The sequence below is a fragment of the Streptomyces sp. DSM 42067 genome (assembly GCF_055792885.1).
The window spans coordinates 1825156-1846290 of the sequence record NZ_CM147706.1 but is presented as its reverse complement, the minus strand read 5'-3'; the positions used below and the strand labels follow the sequence as shown (position 1 = coordinate 1846290).

At 70.7% G+C, this 21135-nt stretch carries 14 protein-coding genes; 8 read left to right on the top strand and 6 right to left on the bottom strand.

The features are described 5' to 3' along the window. Positions 1-304: 304 nt before the first annotated feature. Genes ACSMXV_RS08810 through ACSMXV_RS08790 form a run of 5 tightly spaced genes read left to right on the top strand, consistent with a single transcriptional unit; the run spans position 305 to position 8410 of the window. Complete coding sequence (locus ACSMXV_RS08810) at positions 305-3121, top strand: nitrate- and nitrite sensing domain-containing protein (protein ID WP_473177142.1); 2817 nt, start codon at positions 305-307, stop codon at positions 3119-3121. Further along, a complete protein-coding gene (locus ACSMXV_RS08805) occupies positions 3118-3558 on the top strand; it encodes a roadblock/LC7 domain-containing protein (RefSeq protein WP_473177141.1) in 441 nt (146 codons plus the stop codon). The genes ACSMXV_RS08810 and ACSMXV_RS08805 overlap by 4 nt, the downstream gene beginning before the upstream one ends. 9 nt (positions 3559-3567) lie before the next feature. Continuing rightward, positions 3568-3972, top strand: a complete 405-nt coding sequence (locus tag ACSMXV_RS08800; protein WP_473177140.1) for a DUF742 domain-containing protein — start codon at positions 3568-3570, stop codon at positions 3970-3972. A 56-nt stretch (positions 3973-4028) separates the two neighbouring features. Then, entirely contained in the window at positions 4029-7787 is a 3759-nt protein-coding gene (locus ACSMXV_RS08795) for a hydantoinase B/oxoprolinase family protein (protein WP_473177139.1), read from the top strand. Positions 7788-7804: 17 nt separating this feature from the next. Then, the gene (locus ACSMXV_RS08790) at positions 7805-8410 is read left to right on the top strand and encodes a GTP-binding protein (protein WP_473177138.1); all 606 of its coding nucleotides are present in this window, start codon (positions 7805-7807) and stop codon (positions 8408-8410) included. Between the two features lie 76 nt (positions 8411-8486). On the opposite strand, the gene glpK is transcribed toward ACSMXV_RS08790, so the two are convergent. The 4 genes from glpK to ACSMXV_RS08770 all read right to left on the bottom strand — a co-directional run bounded on the left by glpK (position 8487) and on the right by ACSMXV_RS08770 (position 12951). After that, the gene (glpK, locus tag ACSMXV_RS08785; protein ID WP_473177137.1) at positions 8487-9998 is read right to left on the bottom strand and encodes a glycerol kinase GlpK; all 1512 of its coding nucleotides are present in this window, start codon (positions 9996-9998) and stop codon (positions 8487-8489) included. A gap of 13 nt (positions 9999-10011) precedes the next feature. Beyond that, the gene (locus ACSMXV_RS08780; RefSeq protein ID WP_181657117.1) at positions 10012-10761 is read right to left on the bottom strand and encodes an MIP/aquaporin family protein; all 750 of its coding nucleotides are present in this window, start codon (positions 10759-10761) and stop codon (positions 10012-10014) included. Between the two features lie 490 nt (positions 10762-11251). Next, positions 11252-12442, bottom strand: coding sequence for a lipid-transfer protein (locus ACSMXV_RS08775; protein ID WP_473177136.1), 1191 nt, complete (start codon positions 12440-12442; stop codon positions 11252-11254). Beyond that, entirely contained in the window at positions 12439-12951 is a 513-nt protein-coding gene (locus ACSMXV_RS08770; RefSeq protein ID WP_473177135.1) for a Zn-ribbon domain-containing OB-fold protein, read from the bottom strand. Before ACSMXV_RS08770 ends, ACSMXV_RS08775 begins: the two co-directional genes overlap by 4 nt. 165 nt (positions 12952-13116) lie before the next feature. Between ACSMXV_RS08770 and ACSMXV_RS08765 the strand changes: the two genes are divergently transcribed. Further along, entirely contained in the window at positions 13117-13653 is a 537-nt protein-coding gene (locus ACSMXV_RS08765) for an NUDIX domain-containing protein (RefSeq protein ID WP_473177134.1), read from the top strand. Between the two features lie 20 nt (positions 13654-13673). On the opposite strand, the gene ACSMXV_RS08760 is transcribed toward ACSMXV_RS08765, so the two are convergent. Next, positions 13674-16040 carry a glycoside hydrolase family 31 protein gene (locus ACSMXV_RS08760; protein WP_473177133.1) on the bottom strand — a complete coding sequence of 789 codons (2367 nt, stop codon included), beginning with the start codon at positions 16038-16040 and terminating at the stop codon, positions 13674-13676. Positions 16041-16323: 283 nt separating this feature from the next. On the opposite strand from ACSMXV_RS08760, the gene ACSMXV_RS08755 reads away from it, so the two are divergent. Together ACSMXV_RS08755 and ACSMXV_RS08750 are read left to right on the top strand one after the other, a co-directional pair. Continuing rightward, positions 16324-18291: an acetoacetate--CoA ligase gene (locus ACSMXV_RS08755; RefSeq protein WP_473177132.1), complete on the top strand. Its 1968-nt coding sequence runs from the start codon at positions 16324-16326 to the stop codon at positions 18289-18291. Positions 18292-18447: 156 nt separating this feature from the next. Then, the gene (locus ACSMXV_RS08750; RefSeq protein ID WP_473177131.1) at positions 18448-19341 is read left to right on the top strand and encodes a hypothetical protein; all 894 of its coding nucleotides are present in this window, start codon (positions 18448-18450) and stop codon (positions 19339-19341) included. Positions 19342-19414: 73 nt separating this feature from the next. Here the strand turns inward: ACSMXV_RS08750 and ptsP are convergent, their stop codons facing one another. After that, positions 19415-21085, bottom strand: coding sequence for a phosphoenolpyruvate--protein phosphotransferase (gene ptsP, locus ACSMXV_RS08745; RefSeq protein WP_473177130.1), 1671 nt, complete (start codon positions 21083-21085; stop codon positions 19415-19417). Between the last annotated feature and the right edge of the window lie 50 nt (positions 21086-21135).

Genomic DNA, 21135 nt, shown 5'->3' with positions numbered 1-21135 from the left:
CAACTGACCGCCCGCCATGCCGCCCGCCATGGTCCGATGAGGTCGCGCGTCGTCCCGTGTGCGGACATTGCGCGGTATCCCCTGCACTACGGGATGCGGTCTCCTCACATTGCGGACTCCCGGACTCCTCTCATACGGACTCCCGGACTCCACTCATACCGGACTCCCGGAGCCACCGACCTGCAGGAGTCATGTGAAGGTATCCGGACAGGTCTTCGAGTTGTTCACGTGACGGTAGTAGGCTCACGCCGTTTGTTGACGCACATGTGCACCCCCTGCGCAGGGGGTTGATCTGGGGGAGGCCATGCGCTTTCGCGGGAAGTCCATCCGCCGGAAGATCGTGGCGTTGCTCCTCGTACCGCTGGTTTCCCTGACGGCCATCTGGGGCTTCGCGACGGTACTCACGGGGCGCGAGGCCAGTGATCTGCTCAGGGTCGGCACGGTCGTCGAGAAGATCGGCTATCCGGTCGAGGACGCCGTGCGGGTCGTCCAGCAGGAGCGCCGGCAGACCCTGGTCCACCTGGCCGACCCCCGCGATTCCGACGCACTCACCGCCTTGCGCCGCACCCGCGCGCAGACGGACAAGGTCCTGGCGAAGGTCCGCAAGAACGGAACAGACGCGGGGCTGCGCGACGAACTCACGTCCGACAACAGGAGACAGCTCACCTCCGTCCTGGACGCGCTCGCCGGGCTCGACTCCCTGCGCCGAGGCATCGCGACGGGCACCGTCACCCGCTCCGAGGCGCTCGGGCTCTACAACCACCTGATCGATCCCTGCTACACGTTCCTGGCGAACCTGCACGGCATCGACAACGTGGAGCTGGACAAGCAGGCCCGCGCGCTCGTCAATCTGGCACGCGCGCGTGAGCTGCTGTCCCGCGAGGACGCCCTGCTCGGCTCCGCCCTGGTCGCACAGCGCATCACCCGCGCAGAGGTCCGGGACATCTCCGACCTCGTGGCACAGCGCACCCTGCTGTACGACGTCAATCTGCCGCTGTTGCCAGCCGAGGACCGCGACCGCTTCCAGCGCTTCTGGAGCAGCGCCGCATCGGCCCCGCTCCGGGTGGCCGAGCAGTCCGTCATCACCTCCACGCCCGGCATGCCCCGTGGTGTCACCTTCACCACCTGGAACAGCGCGGCCGGCCACACGCTCGCTGATCTCGCCGCGTACAACACCGCGGCCGACGAGCGCTACCAGGACCGCGTCAGGCCCGCCGCCATCGGCGTCCTCCTGAAGGCCGGTATCGCGGGCGTACTCGGCCTGCTCGCCCTGCTCGTCTCGCTGGTTCTCTCCGTACGCATCGGCCGGAGCCTCCACCGCGATCTGCGCCGGCTGAGCCAGGAGGCCCACGAGTCGTCCGGTGTCCGGCTGCCCAGCGTGATGCGCCGCCTCGCCGCAGGCGAAGAGGTCGACGTGGAGACCGAGGCGCCCCGACTCGAGTACGACAAGAACGAGATCGGCCAGGTCGGACAGGCTCTCAACACCCTTCAGCGGGCAGCCGTCGAAGCGGCCGTGAAACAGGCCGAACTGCGCCATGGCGTCTCCGAGGTGTTCGTCAATCTCGCCCGCCGCAGCCAGGTGCTGCTGCACAAGCAACTCACGCTGCTCGACGCCATGGAGCGCCGCACCGAGGACGCCGAGGAACTCGCCGACCTCTTCCGCCTCGACCACCTGACCACCCGCATGCGGCGGCACGCCGAGGGCCTGGTGATCCTCTCCGGCGCCGCCGCCTCCCGCCAGTGGCGCAAACCCGTCCAGCTCATGGACGTGGTACGCGCGGCCGTCGCCGAGGTCGAGGGCTACGAACGCATCGAGGTACGCCGCCTGCCGCGCGTCGCCGTCACCGGCCCCGCCGTGGCCGACCTCACCCATCTGACGGCCGAACTCATCGAGAACGCCACGGTGTTCTCACCGCCGCACACCGCCGTGCAGGTCCTGGGCCAGCGTGTCGCCAACGGGTTCACGCTGGAGATCCACGACCGGGGCCTGGGCATGCCCGCCGATGCGCTCCTCGACGCCAATCTACGGCTCGCCGAGAGCCAGGAGTTCGAGCTGTCCGCCACCGACCGGCTCGGCCTCTTCGTGGTCAGCAGGCTCGCGCAGCGGCAGAACGTGCGCGTCTCGCTGCAGCCGTCCCCCTACGGCGGAACCACCGCGATCGTCTTCATCCCGGACGCCCTGCTCACCGACGACGTGCCCGACACCAACGGCGTCGGCTTCCGCCTCGACCGCCCGCAGGCCAAGGAGATCGCCCCCCGTGACGCACCCGGCGACCGCACGGCGGGACTCACCGCCCTGCCCATACCGATGCCGGAGATGTCACCCGCGGTCCTGGACGGTCCGGTGGAACTGGAGGCGCCGGTCGGGGAGGGCCTCGACGACTTCCCGGGCGCGCTCGGCGACGAGGACAGCGAGCGGGGCGGCATCTTCCGGCCCCGTCGCTCCATCGCCGCGCCCCAGGGAGAACAGCACCAGCAGGCGCTCGACGAGCATGAGGACCGGTTCGGCCCCGCACGCCCGGGCGACGAGGACCGCCCCGGTGCTCCCGTGCCGCTGCCGCGGCGCAGGACGCCCAAGCTCGTGAGCTCGCACGGCCGCCGTGTCGGGGAGCTGCGGCAGCGCGACACGGAGCCCCAGGCGGACCGCCCTCCGCAGCCACCGCTGCCCGGACCCGCAAAGGCACCGCAGGCCGGAGGCGCCGACGCCGCGCCTGAGCTCCCCCGGCGCCGTCAGTGGGCCGAGGCGGCAGCCCGCCCCGAGACGCGCTCGAGCGGGCACGGCGACACATCGACAGGGAACGCCGACGGGCCGACGCCGAACGGCGCCGGACCGAAGGGCAGCGGCCGCGCTGGACCGGGGTCAAGCGGCGGCGGTGGGCTGCCCCGCCGCGTACGCCAGGCCAGCCTGGCCCCGCAGCTCAAGAACGAGCCGGAGCGCCGTGCTGAGCGGGAAGCCGCTCGCGACGCCCCCGGACCCGAGACACGCGACGCCGAAGAGGTACGCAGCCGTATGGCCTCGCTCCAGCGGGGCTGGCAGCGCGGCCGTGAGGAAAACGCCGTGGGCGACGACGCCCCCGACGGCACAGCACAGGGAACGACATCTGAGGGGGACGGTCGATGACCGCACCGAAGGCCACCAGCCACACCGCGACGCCCGGGGTCTCGGGCGAGCTGAACTGGCTGCTCGACGAACTGGTCCAGCGCGTCGCCAGCATCCGCAAGGCGATCGTGCTGTCCGGCGACGGTCTCGCCACGGGCGTCTCGGCAGACCTGACCAGGGAGGACGCCGAGCACCTGGCCGCAGTTGCCTCCGGGTTCCACAGCCTCGCCAAGGGCGTCGGCCGCCACTTCGAGGCGGGCAGCGTCCGGCAGACGGTGGTCGAGCTCGACGAGGCCTTCCTCTTCGTCACCGCCGCCGGTGACGGCAGCTGCCTCGCCGTGCTCTCCGACAGCGACTCCGACATCGGCCAGGTCGCGTATGAGATGACGCTGCTGGTCAAGAGGGTCGGTGTGCATCTGGGCACGGCACCGCGTAGCGATCTTCACCCCGGTGGGTAGTGGGATGACATGAGCGCAGACGATGAGGGGACGCAGGGCACGGCCCACTGGTTCGACGACGACGCCGGACCGGTGGTGCGTCCGTACGCCATGACGCGGGGCCGTACCAAGAGCGCCGCGCAGCACCGCCTCGACCTGATCGCCCTCGTCGTCGCCGAGGAACCGACACTCGACCCGGAGACCGACCACGCGCTGTCTCCGGAGCACGTCGACATCGTCGCCCTGTGCCGTGAAGCTCCCCAGTCGGTCGCCGAACTCGCGGCCGGGCTCAACCTGCCCATCGGCGTCGTACGGGTCCTCATCGGTGATCTCGCCGATGAGGGCCTGGTGCACGTGTCGCGTCCCGTGCCCCCCGCAGAGCTGCCGGACGAGAGTATTCTGCGCGATGTGATCAACGGGCTCCGGGCGCTCTGAGCAGGGCGATGGGGGTACCTCCCATGCACTTAAGGCAATGGGGGAGGGTGAGACAAGTGACAGGCTGGCAGTTCTGGGTCGACCGGGGCGGCACGTTCACCGATGTCGTCGCCAGGGCCCCGGACGGCCGCCTGCTCACCCACAAGCTCCTGTCGGACACCCCGCGCTACGCCGATGCCGCCGTCGCCGGCATCCGCGAACTCCTCCGCGGCGCCGACGGCCAGGACGGTCTCCGCACCGCCGACCGCCAGGGAGGCGCCCGCGTCGCGGATGGCCAGGGCGGCGACACGGAGCAGGGTGACAACACCACGCAGCACAGCGACGCCCAAGAGGGCACGACGCAGCACGGCGACGCCCAAGACGGCACCACGCAGCAGCGTGATCCCGACGACGCGACGATCGACGTCGTCCGCATGGGCACCACCGTCGCCACCAACGCCCTCCTGGAACGCAAGGGCGAGCGCACCCTCCTCGTCATCACCCGCGGCTTCCGCGACGCCCTGCGCATCGCCTACCAGAACCGCCCCCGCATCTTCGCCCGCGAGATCGTGCTCCCCGAGCTGCTGTACGAGCGGGTCGTCGAGGCCGACGAGCGCATCGCGGCCGACGGCGAGGTGCTGCGCCCCCCGGACCTGGAGAGCCTGGAAGGCCCGCTCCAGGAGGCCTACGACGACGGCATCCGCGCCGTCGCAGTCGTCTGCATGCACAGCCATCTCCACCCCGCGCACGAGCGCGCGATCGGCGAACTCGCCGCCCGCATCGGCTTCCCGCAGATCTCACTCTCCAGTGAGGTCAGCCCGCTGATGAAGCTGGTGCCGCGCGGGGACACGGCCGTCGTCGACGCGTATCTGTCGCCGGTGCTGCGCCGGTATGTGCGGCACGTCGCCGACCAACTCGAAGGCGTACGGCTGATGTTCATGCAGTCCAACGGCGGGCTCACCGAAGCTGGCCAGTTCCGCGGCAAGGACGCCATCCTGTCCGGGCCCGCCGGCGGCATCGTCGGCATGGCCCGCATGTCGCAGCTCGCCGGATTCCACCGCGTCATCGGCTTCGACATGGGCGGCACATCCACGGACGTGTCGCACTTCGCGGGCGAGTACGAACGGGTCTTCACGACGCAGATCGCCGGGGTGCGGCTGCGCGCGCCCATGCTGGACATCCACACCGTCGCCGCAGGCGGGGGCTCCGTGCTCCACTTCGACGGCAGCCGCTATCGCGTGGGCCCCGACTCGGCGGGCGCCGACCCCGGACCCGCCTGCTACCGGAACGGCGGACCGCTCACCGTCACCGATGCCAACGTCGCCCTCGGACGCATCCAACCCGCCCACTTCCCCCACGTGTTCGGCCCCGACGGCGACCAGCCGCTCGACGCCGAGCTCGTCCACGAACGCTTCGCCGCCCTGGCACACGACATCAGGGACCAGACCGGCGACGACCGCACCCCCGAGCAGGTCGCCGAGGGCTATCTGCAGATCGCCGTGGCCAACATCGCCAACGCCGTGAAGCGGATCTCGGTCCAGAAGGGTCATGACATCACCCGCTACGCCCTCACCACCTTCGGGGGCGCGGGCGGCCAGCACGCCTGCAAGGTCGCCGACTCGCTCGGCATCCGCACCGTCCTGGTCCCGCCCATGGCCGGCGTACTCTCCGCGCTGGGCATCGGCCTCGCCGACACGACGGCCATGCGCGAGCAGTCCGTCGAGGCCCGCCTCGAGGCCTCCGCGATGCCCGCCATCCGCAAGACCGCCGACGACCTGGAGAGCGCGGCGCGCGACGAACTGCGCGCCGAGGACGTGTCCGAGGACCGCATCCGCGTCACCCGCCGCGCCCAGCTGCGCTATGACGGCACGGACACCACGCTCACCGTGGAACTCTCCGACCCCGACACCATGACGCGCGCCTTCGAGGACCGCCATCGCGCCACCTACTCCTTCACCCTCGACCGTCCGGTCGTCGTCGAAGCCCTCTCCGTGGAAGCCACCGGCCTCACCGAACCCCCCGATCTGTCCGCACTCGCCGAGCGGACCCCCTCCGCCGGCACCCCGGAGACCGTCAGGCTGCACACGGGCGGCGCCTGGTGCGACGTACCCCTGCACCGGCGCGAGGAACTGCCTCCCGGCCACCCCGTCGCCGGGCCGGCGATCATCGCCGAGTCCGGCTCCACGACGGTCGTGGACGACGGCTGGCAGGCGGCGATGAACCCCGACGGTCACCTGGTCATGAAACGGGCGGCGGTTACGGAGAGTTCCCGCGTCGGCACAGAAGCCGATCCAGTCCTCCTCGAGGTCTTCAACAACCTCTTCATGTCGATCGCCGAACAGATGGGCGCCCGCCTGGAGTCGACCGCCCAGTCCGTCAACATCAAGGAACGACTCGACTTCTCCTGCGCCCTCTTCGACCCCGACGGCAACCTCGTCGCCAACGCCCCGCACATCCCCGTACACCTCGGATCGATGGGCACCAGCGTCAAGGAGGTCATCCGGCGGCGCCGCGACACCATGCGCCCCGGCGACGCCTACGCCATCAACGACCCGTACCACGGCGGCACCCACCTCCCCGACGTCACCGTGGTCACCCCGGTGTTCGACACGGCGGGGGAGCGGATCCTCTTCTACGTCGCCTCGCGCGGCCACCACGCCGAGATCGGCGGCATCGCACCCGGCTCCATGCCCGCGAACAGCCGGACCATCGAGGAAGAGGGCGTCCTCTTCGACAACTGGCTGCTCGTCGAAAGAGGCCGTTTCCGCGAGGAGGAGACGCGCCGGCTGCTCACCGAGGCGCCCTACCCGTCCCGCAACCCGGCGACCAACCTCGCCGACCTGCGCGCCCAGATCGCCGCCAACCAGAAGGGCGTCGACGAAGTCGCCCGCATGATCGAGAACTTCGGCCTCGATGTCGTCCAGGCATACATGAAGCACGTCCAGGACAACGCCGAGGAAGCGGTACGCCGCGTCATCGACGCCCTGGAGGACGGTGAATACGCCTACGAGACCGACTCCGGGGCGGTAATCCGCGTCCGCATCCGAGTCGACCGTCACAACCGGTCCGCCACCCTCGACTTCACCGGCACGTCGCCCCAGCTCGACACCAATTTCAACGCCCCGTTCTCCGTCGTCAACGCCGCCGTCCTGTACGTCTTCCGCACACTGGTGGCCGCCGACATCCCGCTCAACGACGGCTGTCTGCGGCCCCTGCGCATCATCGTGCCGCCGGGCTCCATGCTGGCACCGGGGCCCCCGGCCGCCGTCGTCGCCGGAAACGTGGAGACCTCGCAGGCCATCACCGGCGCCCTCTACGCCGCCCTGGGCGTCCAGGCCGAGGGCTCCGGCACCATGAACAACGTCACCTTCGGCAACGAGCGGTACCAGTACTACGAGACCGTGGCCTCGGGCTCAGGCGCGGGCGACGGCTTCCCCGGCGCACCCGTCGTGCAGACCCATATGACCAACTCACGCCTCACCGACCCCGAGGTCCTGGAGTGGCGCCTGCCCGTCCTGCTCGACGAGTTCGCGGTGCGGCGCGGCAGCGGCGGGGGCGGCCGGTGGCGCGGTGGCGACGGGGCCGTACGCCGCATCCGCTTCCGCGAACCCATGACGGTGTCCACACTCTCCCAGCACCGCAGGGTGCCGCCGTACGGCATGGCGGGCGGGGAGCCCGGAGCCCTCGGCGCCAACCGCGTCGAGCGCGCCGACGGCACGGTCACCCGGCTGCGGGGCAGCGACTCCGCGGAGGTGCGCCCCGGCGACGTACTCGTGATCGAAACCCCGGGCGGCGGCGGCTATGGTCCACCGGCGCACGACCCCAGTGAACAGTGAGTCAGGAGAAGAGACCGATGATCCTCGGGCGCTCCGCGCGCGGCAAGACCCCCGTCGAGCCCGTCACGCTCAAGATCCTCGTGGCCGGCGGCTTCGGCGTGGGCAAGACGACCCTCGTCGGCGCGGTCAGCGAGATCAGACCGCTGCGCACCGAGGAGATGCTCACCGAGGCCGGCCGGCCGCTCGACGACACCAGCGGGGTGGAGGGCAAGCACACCACCACGGTGGCCATGGACTTCGGGCGCATCACGCTCCGTGAGGACCTTGTGCTGTATCTCTTCGGCACACCGGGGCAGGACCGCTTCTGGTTCCTCTGGGACGAACTCGCCACCGGCGCCCTCGGGGCCGTCGTGCTGGCCGACACCCGGCGACTGGAGGACTGCTTCGCCGCCGTCGACTACTTCGAGCGGCGCTCCATCCCGTTCGTCGTCGCCGTCAACTGCTTCGAAGGAGCTGAACGTCATCCGGCGGACCAGGTCCAGCAGGCGCTCGACCTCGACCCCGGGGTGCCCGTCGTCCTGTGCGACGCGCGCGACCGGCAGTCCGTCAAGGAAGTGCTGATCCACGTCGTCGAGCACGCCATGACGGTGGCTGCGGACCGCCGCCAGGCCGTCACCACGTGAGGCGGCCCGTACCCCCACCGACCGGGGTACGGGCCGCGGTCCACGCGCGCGTGCGGCGCGATTCAGCGGGAGACGGTCACCCCGCACTCTCCTCGTGCCAGCCGAAGCTCTTCTCCACCGCCTTGCGCCAGTTGTCGTACTCGCGGTCCCGTACCTGCGTCTCCATGGCCGGTGTCCACTCGGCGTCCCTCTGCCAGTGCGCCTTGAGCTCGTCCAGGTCGTTCCACACACCCGTCGCCAGACCAGCGGCGTAGGCCGCGCCCAGGCAGGTGGTCTCCGAGACCCGGGGCCTGATCACGGGCACGCCCAGGACATCCGCCTGGTGCTGCATCAGCAGATTGTTCTTGGTCATGCCGCCGTCCACCTTGAGGGTGGTGATCTGCACACCCGAGTCCTGGAACATGGCGTCGACGACTTCTCGCGTCTGCCAGCTCGTCGCCTCCAGCACGGCACGCGCCAGATGTGCCTTGGTGACATACCGGGTGAGCCCTGTGATGACACCGCGCGCGTCCGAGCGCCAGTACGGCGCGAACAGGCCCGAGAACGCAGGTACGACGTACGCACCGCCGTTGTCATCCACGCTCGACGCGAGGGACTCGATCTCGTCGGCCGTGCGGATGATCCCGAGCTGGTCGCGGAACCACTGCACCAGGGCACCGGTGATCGCGATGGCTCCTTCGAGGCAGTAGACGGGGGCCTCGCTGCCGATCTTGTAGCCCATCGTCGTCAGCAGCCCGTTCTTCGAAGGCACCGGACGGTTCCCGGTGTTGAGCAGCAGGAAGCTGCCCGTGCCGTAGGTGTTCTTCGCCGTCCCCGTGTCGTAGCAGGCCTGGCCGAACACGGCGGCCTGCTGGTCGCCGAGCGCCGAAGCGACCGGAACGCCCTCGAGCTGGCCCACGGCCGTGCCGTACACCTCGGCCGAGGACCTGATCTCCGGCAGGACCGCCTCTGGCACGTTCATCGCCGACAGGATCGACTGGTCCCACTGCAGAGTCTGGAGGTTCATCAGCATCGTGCGGCCGGCGTTGGTCACATCCGTGACGTGCACCCCGCCCTCCGTGCCGCCCGTGAGGTTCCAGATCAGCCAGGAGTCGATCGTTCCGAAGGCGATCTCGCCGCGCTCGGCACGCGCCCGCAGGCCCGGCACGTTGTCAAGCAGCCAGGCCGCCTTGGGCCCGGAGAAATAGCTGGCCAGCGGCAGCCCGGTCTGCTCACGGAAACGGTCCTGACCGTCCGAGCCGCCCAGCTCGGTGCAGAGGGCGGACGTACGCGTGTCCTGCCACACGATGGCGTTGTGCACGGGCTTGCCCGTGGCGCGGTCCCAGAGCACCGTCGTCTCACGCTGGTTGGTGATTCCGAGCGCGCTGATCTGGTCGGCGCGCAACCCGGCCTTGGCGATCGCCCCCGCGACGACGGCCTGCACCTTGGACCAGATCTCGGTGGCGTCGTGCTCCACCCAGCCGGGCTTGGGGAAGATCTGGCGGTGCTCGCGCTGGTCGACGGCGACGATCGCGCCGTCCTGGTTGAAGATGATGCAGCGGCTGGAGGTCGTTCCCTGGTCGATTGCGGCGACGAACTTGTCCGTCATGACGTCCCCTTCGTCAGAAGGCTGCGTTGTAGATCAGTCCCGACAGGGCTCCGCCGATGAGCGGCCCGACCACCGGAATCCAGGCGTAACTCCAGTCGGACGTGCCCTTGTTCGGTATCGGCAGGAACGAATGCACGATGCGCGGGCCCAGGTCACGGGCCGGGTTGATGGCGTAACCCGTGGGTCCGCCGAGGGAGAGGCCGATGCCGACGACCAGCAGGGAGACGATCAGCACGAGTGTGCCGGACTCGCCGAGCCCCTTCGTCAGCCCGAAGGCGAGGATCGGCAGAACCAGGCCGATCGTCGCGATGATCTCGGTGATGAGGTTGGCGACCGGGTTCCGGATCTCCGGGATGGTGGAGAAGATGCCCAGCGTCGGTGTCGGCTCGTCCGCCGTTCCCTTCGTCGTCCCCGACGTGCGGACGTTGGCCTGGAACTGCGCCAGGTACACAAGGTAGGCGAGGACGGCTCCCAGCATGGCGCCGACCATCTGGCCGAGCAGATAGACCCAGACCTTGTCCCACTTGCCGGTGTCGACGGCGATGCCGATCGTGACGGCAGGGTTGAGCTGGCCGCCGGAGAGCGGGGCGGCGGTGTACGCGCCCGCCAGTACGCCGAAGCCCCATCCGAAGGCGATGACGGTCCACCCCGACGCCTTCGCCTTGGAGTGGTTGAGGGTGACGGCGGCGCACACGCCGGCGCCGAAGAGGATCAGGATCGCGGTGCCGATCAGTTCACCTAAGAAGATGTCTCCATTGCTCATGGCGGCTCCTCGGACTGGCCCGCGGCGGGTTCTCCGCCCCGGTGCTCTGTGCAGGGTGCGTTTCCCGTGCCTGTGTGAGCCCAGTGCAGGGAGTCCCGTTCCCCGCCCGGCCTCTGTGATGAGCGTGCCCTCGCAGCCGAATCGCCCGTGGCGCCAGTGGAGATGGCCCGGGCCTGTGGCAATGGGGTAGCCGAGCCTGGCAGGGCCGTGCGCGGCCGGGCAGCCGATGTGCGGCGATGCCGACTGACACCCGGAAGTGTTCACCGGCGGTGAGGGGGCGTCAAGGTTGTGGACGCGAACCATTGGACGGTGGCGCGAACGGCAGGCAACCGGTGGGGAGCCTCCGGGGCCGTGCGTCGGCCGCTCGACCGGTGTGGGCGTCTCCCGCATGGCCGTGCGTCGGCCGCTCGACCGGTGTGGGCGTCTCCCTTACGGCCGTGCGTGAGCGGCCCCCGGTGCGGGGCATCTCCCGTACGGCAAGGCGCCCGCCTCACCGCACGGCTATCACCGAGGACCCGTGCCCGAACAGCCCCTGGTTCGCGGTGATGCCCACGCGCGCGTCCGCCACCTGCCGCTCACCTGCCGTGCCACGCAACTGCCAGGTCAGCTCGCACACCTGGGCAATGGCCTGCGCGGGCACAGCTTCCCCGAACGACGCAAGGCCTCCACTCGGATTGACGGGTATGCGGCCTCCGGGAGCGGTGGCACCCTCGCGCAGCAGCTTCGCCGCCTCACTCTCCTCGCACAGTCCCAGGTCCTCGTACCACTGCAGCTCCAGGGCCGTGGACAGGTCGTACACCTCGGCGAGCGACAGGTCCTCCGGGCCTATGCCCGCCTCCTCATACGCCGCGCGCGCGATGGACGGCCGGAAGGGCTCGGCGGGCGGGGCCACCGCCGCCGCGGAGTCCGTCGCGATATCGGGAAGATCGAGCACTGTGTTCGGAAAGCGCGGCGTGACAGTGGACACCGCGCGGATGCGCACAGGATCCGGTGCGCCGTGCCGCCGTGCGAACTCCATGCTGGACAGCACCAGCGCCGCTCCTCCGTCCGAGGTCGCACAGATGTCGAGCAGCCGCAGGGGGTCGGCGACGACCGCGGACGCGGCGACCTCCTCGGCGGTCACCCGCTTGCGGTAGCGGGCCAGTGGATTGAGCGCCCCCGCCGCCGCGTTCTTCACCTTGACCTGGGCGAAGTCCTCCAGTGTGTCGCCGTGCACGGCCATTCGGCGGCGCGCGTACAGGCCGAAGTACGCCGGATTGGTCGCGCCCAGCACCCGGAACCGCAGCCAGTCAGGATCGTCGGGCCGATCGCCGCCCGCCGGGCGGAAGAAGCCCTTCGGCGCAGCGTCGGCGCCGACGACCAGGACGACGTCCGCGAGACCGGAAAGAATCTGCGCGCGCGCCGTGGCGATCGCCTGAGCGCCCGAGGCGCACGCCGCGTAGACGCTCGCCACGCGCGCCCCCTGCCAGCCCAGCGCCTTCGCGAACGTCGCCCCCGCCACATATCCCGGATAGCCGCCGCGCACCGTGTCCGCGCCGACGATCGAACCTATGTCCCGCCACTCGACTCCGGCGTCCGCAAGTGCCGCGCGCGCGGCCGCCGTGCCGTACTCGACGAAGCTGCGGCCCCACTTGCCCCACGGGTGCATGCCCGCGCCGAGCACCGCCACGTCCGCCGTCATGCCTTCACCCCCGTCGCCCCCGTGGCGTCCGCCGTCTTTTCCGCCGGCCCCCTTGTCTCTGTGGGACGCCAATGCCACGTCGTCCAGGTCGTGTCCGCGTCCTCGTTGAGGACACCGGGGACGACCTCCACCTCCATCCCGATGGCCAGATCGGCGAGGGAGACGCCCGGAGCCCCCTGCCCGAGCACCACCATGCGCTCGGCTTCCAGTTCCACAGCGATCAACGTGCGCGGCTCCCACTCGAGTTCCGGGTCCGAGACGTACGGCGCGGGCGGTCGGTACCGGCTATCGGTGTACGACCAGATCCGGCCCCGCGGGGAGAGAGGCACCTCGGTCAGCTCACCGCCGGGGCAGCCGGGGTTGCGGCAGAAGACGTCCTCGCGGGGGAAGAAGACCGAGGCACACGAGGAACACCGCGTACCCAGCAGCCGGAAGCCGCCCTCTCGGTCTCCGCCGGCACTCTCCTCCGTGAACCAACCCACCACCACAGGTGTGCGTTTGCGCGACAAGGCGCCTCCTCGGCAGCTGATCTGACGAACCGTCAGAAGTGTGCCATGCCTGACGGGATCCCGGCAGGGCCCGCGAAGACACCGCCCGCTGCGCGGCTGCTTCGAGCCATCAGGGACGTGAACCGGACAGAATGCTGCGCCAGGCGATCGGATACAGTCCGCGGCGTGTCCGAATCCCAGCACTCTTCCTCCAACACCACGCCGGACTCGCACTGTTCAAGCTGCGGCACTCCGTACGGGGAGGCCGTGTCCGGCTGGCCGCGCACCTGTCCTGGATGCGGTGCCGTTGCCTACCGCAGCCCGCTGCCGGTGGCCGTCGCTCTTCAGCCCGCGTACGACGCGTCCGGCACCGGCCTGGTCGTCATCACGCGCACCATCGCCCCGGCGCGCGGGGGTGTGGCGTTGCCCGGCGGTTTCCTCGACCACCGGGAGGACTGGCGGCACGCCGTCGTCCGCGAGCTCAAGGAGGAGACGGGCATCGACGCGGCGAGCCGCGACGTGCGTCTGGCCGACGCGATGAGCTCGCCCGACGGACACCTGCTGCTGTTCGGTCTGCTGCCCGAGCGCCCGGCCCAGGAGCTGCCCCCGTCCGCTCCGACGGCCGAAACGGAGGGCTGGCACCTGCTGCGCAGGCCTGTCGAACTCGCCTTCCCTCTGCACACGCTGGTTGTCCGGGCATGGTTCGAGGGACGCTACGTCTGACGAACCGCCGGTCCCAGGACTCAGGCCGGTCCGAGCCCTCGCACTCGCACCGGGTACGAGGGCTCACGCCTGCCGGCGTCCCCCTCACGCTCGACCACGACGCGGCCGCGCTTCCAGCGAGCCGTGTACCGCTCGGACTCCGGCTCCCCCCGGCCGTCACCCGCATCGGGCACCACGAGACCGCGTCCCTTACGGCCCGGGGCGGGGGCCCAGACCTCCAGTTCCAGCCCGCCGTCGTCACCGCGTACCGGCAGCACCGCACCCGCCCGCGCCAGCACCGGAATACGCGACAACGGAGCTTCGAGCAGGACCTGCCCGGGACCCTCGTACGCCTCCTCGGTGACCGTGTCGTACCACCGGCCGTGCGGCAGCCGCACCGCCACCCGCTCCGCACCCCGCTCCAGCACCGGCGCAACCAGAAGACAGTCGCCGAGCAGGAACGCGTCCTCACAGTTGCGCAGCGCTCTGTCCTCGGGTGCACCCCACCACAGGGGCCGCACATAGGGCGCACCGGTGCGCCGCGCCAGATGCGCCAGCGTCACGAAGTACGGCAGCAGCCGCCGGCGCTCGGCGAGCACCACGCGCGCGTGCTCCAGCACCTCGGCACCGAACTCCCACGGTTCCCTGCGCCCGGCCCGCAGAGCCGCATGGGTACGGAACAGCGGCAGATACGCGGCCAGCTGGAACCACCGCAGATACAGCTCGGGTGAGGGGTTGCCGTCGAACCCGCCCACGTCGGGCCCCGAATACGGCACTCCGCACAGCCCGAGCCCCAGCACGAGCGACAGCGAGGCCCGCAGCCCCGGCCAACCCGTGGCCACGTCCCCGGACCAGGTGCCTCCGTAGCGCTGCATCCCCGCCCACCCCGAGCGCGAGAAGAGGAACGGCCGCTCCTGGGGCCGCAGTGCGCTCACCCCCTCGTATCCCGCGCGGGCCATGCACAGGCCGTACACGTTGTGCGCCTCGCGATGGTCCCCGCCGCGGCCGTCCAGCGCATGCCGTGCCGAGCGCGGCAGAGTCGCCTCCCCGAAGGCGGCGAACGACACCGGTTCGTTCATGTCGTGCCAGAAGCCCGCGAACCCCTGTCGCAGCCGCTCCTCGTACAGCCCGCCCCACCACTCGCGCACCCGCGGATCCGTGAAGTCCGGATACACCGCCTCCCCGGGCCATACGACGCCCAGCACGGGCCGCTCCGAGGCGTCCCGCACGAACGCGTCCGCAGCCGTCCCGGCGTCGTACAGGGCGTTGCCGGGCTCGGCCTTCACCGCCGGGTCGACGATGGACACGAGCCGGACGCCGTCCCTGCGCAACTCCTCGGCGAGCACCGGAAGCGTCGGGAACCGCTCCCGGTCGACGGTGAACACCCGGTGGCCGTCGTAGTGGTCGATGTCCAGATGGACGGCGTCGAGCGGAAGCCCTCGCTCCTTGTATCCGGCGACGATCCGCCGCACCTCCTGCTCGCTGCCGAAGCCCCAGCGCGCATGGTGGTGGCCGAGTGCCCACGCGGGCGGCACCGCGGGCGCACCCGTGAGCAGCGTCCAGACGTGCAGTACGCGCGCGGGAGAGCCCACGACGACCCAGCACCGCAGCGGACCACCGTCCATCCGCAGCTCGCACGAACCGGCCCGGTCGTGCCCGGACCCCGCACCGTCCTCGCCTTCGTGCAGCACCACGGTTCCGTCCCACGTGGAGTCGTGGAAGGCCAGGTGCGTGCCGGCGTCTGCCACCACCATCTGCACCGGCATGGTGATGTACAGCGGATCCTCAGCAGGCCCGAACGCCCGGCCGGGATCGGTGTTCCACAGCCGGTACGTCCCGTCCCGCAGCCGCGGCCCCGAAGCGCGCCCGCCGAGCCCGAAGAACCGCGCGTCCGCCGCCACTTCGGACCGCTGCACCCAGCGTGCGCCGCCTCCCTCGCGGGGTTCCCACCAGCGGGGCGGCAGGTCCCGGCGCAGCACCACGCCGCCGGGGGTGCGCACCTCGACGGCACCGTGCCGCGAGACGGCCACCGTGACGCGCTCCGCGACCACCCGCCAGCCGCCGTCCTTGTCCGGCTCCAGGACGGCCCGCGTGTCAGGCTCCGGACAGCGGCCCGCCAGCGCGTACGACGGCTCGGGACCGGCCCCCTCCCAGCCCCAGAACACCGCACCGGCCGCTGTGACCATCACCTGCAGCTCGGAGCGCTCGAAGTGGATCACCCCTCCGCCCGGCCCCGGATCGGCGCTTGTCACGGGCCCGGGAACACGCGCCCGCTCGGCCCCGCGTGCCGGCAGGCCTGCCGCGTCGGTACGCCGCCTTCGCCACGCCGCCCGCACCGCGCGCACCCCCTGCGCCGCGCCCACCACACCGACCGCCTTCACCGAACGCACGAGGCCACGACCGTCCATGGTGATCACCCTGCCACCGCGACGCACGCGCGCGTGAGGCGTTCAACTCCCGTTCACCCGTGGTGACAGTACTTCTTCACGATCAGGACCAAGCGGGACGAGCCCTGGTGCGGAGGGAGTCCCGTTCACCCGTGGTGACAGCACATCTTCACCATCACGACTATGTGGGCCGAGCCCTGGTGCGGAAGTCGATCACATGGCATCGTCCGTAGCAGCCGCGTGACGCGCACCACCGCCCGTGCGCGACAGACGCACACGACGCGCACAGCTTGGGAGCCGCCCCATGTCCTCAGCGAACCCCACACCACTCTGGCAGCCCGACCAGGAGTTCATCGCCTCGGCGCAGATCACCCGGTTCCAGGCCTGGGCGGCCGAGCACCACGGAGCACCCGCCGAGGGCGGCTACGCCGCGCTGCACCGCTGGTCCGTCGACGACCTGGAGACGTTCTGGAAGGCCGTCGCCGAGTGGTTCGGCATCCGCTTCTCGACCCCCTACGCGCGCGTGCTGGGCGACCGCTCCATGCCCGGAGCCCAATGGTTCCCCGGAGCCACCCTCAACTACGCCGAGCACGCCCTCCGGGCCGCCGACACGCGCCCGGACGAGCCGGCCATCCTCGCCGTGGACGAGACCCACGATGCGCGTCCCGTCAGCTGGGCAGAGCTGCGCCGCCAGGTCGGTTCGCTGGCCGCCGAACTCCGCGACCTGGGCGTACGCCCGGGCGACCGCGTCAGCGGCTACCTGCCCAACATTCCGCAGGCCGCCGTCGCCCTGCTCGCCACCGCGGCCGTCGGCGCCGTCTGGACCTCCTGCGCCCCCGACTTCGGCGCCCGCAGCGTCCTCGACCGCTTCCAGCAGGTCGAGCCCGTCGTCCTCTTCACGGTCGACGGCTACCGCTACGGGGGCAAGGAGCACGACCGCCGCGACACGGTCACCGAGCTGCGCCGCGAGCTGCCCACCCTGCGCGCGGTCGTCCACATCCCACTGCTGGGCACGGAGGCCCCCGAAGGCGCCCTCGAATGGTCGGCGCTCACCAGCGCCGACACGGCACCCGAGTACGAGCAGGTCCCGTTCGACCACCCCCTGTGGGTCCTCTACTCGTCCGGCACCACGGGGCTCCCCAAGGCCATCGTCCAGTCCCAGGGCGGCATCCTCCTTGAGCATTACAAGCAGCTCGGCCTGCACTGCGACCTGGGCCCCGGCGACCGGTTCTTCTGGTACACGTCCACCGGCTGGATGATGTGGAACTTCCTCGTCTCCGGCCTGCTCACGGGCACCACGATCGTCCTGTACGACGGCAGCCCGGGCCATCCCGACACCGCCGCCCAGTGGCGCGTCGCCGAACGCACCGGAGCCACGCTCTTCGGCACCTCCGCCGCGTACGTCATGGCCTGCCGCAAGGCCGGCGTCCATCCCTCCCGCGACTTCGACCTCTCCGGCATCACCTGCGTCGCCACCACCGGCTCCCCGCTGCCGCCCGACGGCTTCCGCTGGCTGCACGACGAGGTGCGCGACGACCTGTGGATCGCCTCCGTCAGCGGCGGCACGGACGTCTGCTCCTGCTTCGCCGGAGCAGTCCCCACGCTGCCTGTCTACATCGGCGAACTCCAGGCACCCTGCCTCGGCACCGATCTGCAGGCCTGGGACCCGGACGGCAAACCGCTCACCGACGAAGTCGGTGAGCTTGTGGTCACCAACCCCATGCCGTCCATGCCGATCCACTTCTGGAACGACCCCGACGGCAGCCGCTACCATGACAGCTACTTCGACACCTACCCGGGCGTCTGGCGCCACGGCGACTGGACCACCGTCACCTCCCGAGGCTCGGTGATCATCCACGGACGCTCCGACTCCACCCTCAACCGCCAGGGGGTACGCATGGGGTCGGCCGACATCTACGAAGCCGTCGAACGCCTCCCCGAGATCCGCGAGTCCCTGGTCATCGGAATCGAACAGACCGACGGCGGCTACTGGATGCCCCTCTTCGTACACCTGGCACCCGGCGCCACCCTCGACGACGACCTCAGGGCGCGCATCAAGCAGACCATCCGCGCGCAGCTCTCCCCGCGCCATGTCCCCGACGAGATCATCGAGGTCCCCGGCGTCCCGCACACCCTCACCGGCAAGCGCATCGAGGTCCCCGTCAAGCGCCTTCTCCAGGGCGCGCCCCTGGAGAAGGCCGTCAACCCGGGCTCCGTGGACAGCATCGACCTGCTCCGCTTCTACGAGGACCTGGCCCGCAGGCGCGGCTGATCACCGCACGATGCCGGCCTCCGACTCACCCGGCGCGGAGCCGAGAGCCGGAGGCCGACCGTCGTGATCGCCCAGGCGACCGGTATCCCCGACCGGCATTGTCAGTGCCGCCGGTTACGTTGAGTGAGCATTGATTCACCGCACACAGGGGGAACCATGGGGCGCACCCAGCACGCCGGCAAGCGGCACGGTCTGAACCGCGAAATCGCCGGCACCATCGGCCTGTTGACCGATGAGCACGACTTCACCGCGATGCGGCGCTATCGCACCTTCACCTTCGACGACCACGAGACCTACCTCAAGCAGGTCGAGGCCCTCCTCAGAACACTCGCAGGCCAGGGCCGGCACACCACCGTCGCCCTCTTCGACCCCGAGGAGTACGCGAGCTTCTGCGCCGAGACCGGCCTGGAACCCGACACACCCGCAAGCCGCTCCCGCTTCACCGCAGCACTCGCGTCCACCGGCGCGACCGTCCCGTACGACGGCCAGCCCCTCGCCGACCTGGTTCCGGACCTCGTCGACGAGGCCGTACGACAGACCACATGGGAGTACGCGACGACGTTGCTCGCCGGGATCGGCGCCTGCGCCTCCTGCGGAGAGGACATCGGGCGGGCGGCTTTCGTACGCGCCTCTGAGCTGCTCGTTCGGGTGCTCGACACAGCTGCGCCCGGCGCCCGGCACCTCGTATGCAGCGTCGCCACCGACACGGAACCCCTCCTCGCCGTACTGAGCACGGAAGGAGACACCGACGGCACTACACGGCTGGACGAGACCGAAGCCCTGGAGTTCACCACGGTCCTCGCGGCCGGCATCGCCACGGACAGCCCCGGGGGACTGGTGATGCGCACCAGTGGAAACGGCACCATCGACAAGGTCTACGGCTGGCGCCTGCAAGCAGGCGGCCTGCAGCCGCTCACCGAGGCCGAGGTCTTCGACGCCTACTGCACCGACATCGAATCCGGAGACCTGATCGGCCCTGAATCGGGAGTGGACTACTGCGCACCTCCGGATCTCGGAGAGCAGGATCCCGGAACCGCCCACCGGCACTGAACGGCGAGGGGCGCCCCACCCGGGCCAGCAGGTGGAGCGCCCCTCGCAACGGCCGTCCGGCGGCTCTGTTCGACTACTCGCCGGACAGCACCGCCTGAGCCGCGTTGCGGGCCTCGTCCGCGCTGTCCGCAGCACGCGCGGCCGCCGCGGCCCGCTCGCACTGCGCCAGCGTGTACTTGGCCAGCGTCGCGCGCACATAGGGAATGGACGCCGCACCCATCGAGAGCGAGGTGACCCCCAGACCGGTCAGCACACAAGCGAGCAGCGGGTCCGACGCCGCCTCACCGCAGACACCACAGCTCTTGCCCTCGGCCTTCGCCGCCTCGGCCGCCAGCGCCACCAGGTCGAGCAGCGCGGGCTGCCACGGGTCCTGCAGACGCGACACCGCACCCACCTGACGGTCCGCGGCGAAGGTGTACTGCGCGAGGTCGTTGGTGCCCAGCGACAGGAACTCGACCTCCTGGAGAATCGACCGCGCCCGCAGGGCGGCCGAGGGAATCTCCACCATCGCGCCGAACTTCGCCTGCAGCCCCGCCTCCCGGCACGCGTCCGCGAACGCCTTGGCATCGGTGCGGTCCGCGACCATCGGCGCCATGACCTCCAGGTACACCGGCAGCCCCTCCGCGGCCTTGGCCAGCGCGGTCAGCTGCGTACGCAGTACCTCGGGGTGGTCGAGCAGCGTGCGCAGACCGCGCACGCCCAGCGCCGGGTTCGGCTCGTCGGCCGGAGTGAGGAAGTCCAGCGGCTTGTCGGCGCCGGCATCCAGCACGCGCACCACGACACGGCCCTCGGGAAACGCCTCGAGCACCTGGCGGTACGCCTCGATCTGCTTCTGCTCTGACGGCGCATTCTTGCTGTCGTCGAGGAAGAGGAACTCGGTACGGAAAAGACCGACACCCTCCGCACCGGCCTCTACGGCAGCCGGTACATCCGCCGCGCCGCCCACGTTGGCCAGCAGCGGCACCTTGTGTCCGTCGGAGGTCGCACCCGGGCCGCTCGACGCGGCGAGCGCCGCCTTCCGCTCGGCTGCTGCTGCCTCCAGCGCCGCCCGCTTCTCCGCGCTCGGCTCGACGAATATCTCTCCGGTGCTGCCGTCCACGGCGATCAGAGTGCCCTCAGCCAGCTCACCGGCCCCCGGAAGAGCAACGACAGCCGGAACTCCGAGCGCCCGCGCAAGAATCGCACTGTGGCTGGTCGGCCCGCCCTCCTCGGTCACAAAACCGAGCACCAGCGTCGGGTCGAGCAGCGCCGTGTCAGCCGGGGCGAGGTCCCGGGCTATCAGCACATACGGCTCGTCACTGTCCGGCACACCCGGCATCGGAACACCGAGCAGCCGCGCGACGATACGGTTCCGCACATCGTCCAGGTCCGCCACACGCCCGGCGAGGTACTCGCCGGCCCCGGCCAGCAACGCCCGATAAGCGGCGAACGCGTCGTAGACCGCGCGCTCGGCCGTACTGCCGACCGCGATGCGCCGCTCCACGTCGGCCATGAGCTCCGGGTCCTGGGCCATCATGGCCTGCGCCTCGAGTACGGCCTGAGCCTCGCCGCCGGCCAGATTGCCGCGAGCGATGAGGTCGGCTGCCACAGCTTCCACGGCCTGACGGGCGCGCCCCTGCTCGCGCGCCGCCTCCTCCGCGGGAATCTGCTTGGCGGGCGGTTCGAGCACCGCCGTCCCCATGTGTCGAACCTCGCCGACAGCTACACCGTGGCTGACGCCGACGCCTCGCAGCGTTGTCTCCATGTCACCGTCTCCGATAGAGCGGCGGTGCTCTGCCCCGCCGCGGTGGTTGT